At 61.8% G+C, this 1,627-nt stretch carries 1 protein-coding gene; it reads left to right on the top strand.

Annotation, left to right across the window (positions count from 1 at the left end):
* The coding region (locus tag BK658_RS29115) for an immunoglobulin-like domain-containing protein (RefSeq protein WP_404943207.1) at window positions 1-1,627 on the top strand (1,627 nt) is incomplete at both ends.

The raw sequence follows: 1,627 nt of genomic DNA, 5'->3' as shown, positions 1-1,627 counted from the left end.
CAGCACCACCATCGAGAGCACCACCGGCGGCAACTTCGAGCAGCTGACCCCGAACACGACGCCGGCCGTTACCACCATCACCGATTCGATCGACAATACCGGCCTGAGCCTGACCGCAAATGGTTCGGTGGTTGAAGGTGGCCAGATCACTTACACCGCGACGCTGAGCAACCCGGCCGGTACCGCGATGAGCGTGAACCTGTCGAACGGTGCGGTGATCAACATCGAAGCCGGCAAAACCAGCGGTTCCGTGGTGGTCGACACCCCGGCCAACGACGTTTACAAGAACGGCAGTACCGTCAGCACCACCATCGAAAGCACCAGCGGTGGCAACTTTGAGCAACTGACCCCGAGCAGCACCCCGGCGGTCACCACGATTACCGACTCGATCGACAACACCGGGCTGTCCCTGGCGGCGACCGGTTCGGTGGTTGAAGGCGGCCAGATCACCTACACCGCGACCTTGACCAACCCGGCGGGCACCGCGATGAGCGTGACCCTGTCCAACGGGGCGGTCATCAACATCGAAGCCGGTAAAACCACCGGCAGCGTGGTGGTCGACACCCCGGCCAATGACGTCTACAAGAACGGCAGCACCGTCAGCACCACCATCGAAAGCACCACCGGCGGCAATTTCGAGCAGTTGACCCCGAGCACCACGCCGGCGGTCACCACCATCACCGATTCGATCGACAACACTGGCCTGACGCTCACCGCCAATAACAGCATTACCGAAGGCGGCCAGATCACTTACACCGCGACCTTGACCAACCCGGCTGGCACTGCGATGAGCGTCACGCTGAGCAATGGCGCGGTCATCAACATCGAGGCCGGCAAAACCACCGGCAGCGTGGTGGTCGACACCCCGGCCAACGACGTTTACAAAAGCGGCAGCACCGTCAGCACCACCATCGAAAGCACCACCGGCGGCAACTTCGAGCAACTGACTCCGAGCAGCACGCCGGCCGTTACGACGATCACCGATTCGATCGATAACACCGGGCTGTCCCTGGCAGCAACCGGTTCGGTCACCGAAGGTGGCCAGATCACTTACACCGCGACGCTGACCAATCCGGCCGGCACGCCGATGAGCGTGACGCTGAACAATGGTGCCGTGATCAATATCGAAGCCGGCAAGACTTCCGGTTCCGTGGTAGTCGACACCCCAGCGAATGACGTTTACAAAAACGGCAGCACCATCAGCACCACCATTGAAAGCACCACCGGTGGCAACTTTGAGCAGCTGACCCCAAGCACCACGCCGGCGGTCACCACCATCACCGACTCGATCGACAACACCGGGTTGACGCTCACCGCCAACAACAGCATTACCGAAGGCGGCCAGATCACTTACACCGCGACCCTGAGCAACCCTGCTGGCACCGCGATGACCGTCACGCTCAGCAATGGCGCCGTGATCAACATCGACGCCGGTAAAACCAGCGGTTCCGTCGTGGTCGACACCCCGGCCAATGACGTCTACAAGAACGGCAGCACCGTCAGCACCACCATCGAAAGCACCACCGGTGGCAACTTCGAGCAGCTGACCCCGAGCACCACGCCGGCGGTCACCACCATCACCGACTCGATCGACAACACCGGCCTATCCCTGGCAGCAACCGGTTCG

The sequence above is a fragment of the Pseudomonas brassicacearum genome, from assembly GCF_003732175.1.
Taxonomy (GTDB): Bacteria; Pseudomonadota; Gammaproteobacteria; order Pseudomonadales; family Pseudomonadaceae; genus Aquipseudomonas; species Aquipseudomonas brassicacearum_G.
Note: the sequence above shows the minus strand (reverse complement) of the source record. Positions and strands in the feature narration are given on the sequence as shown.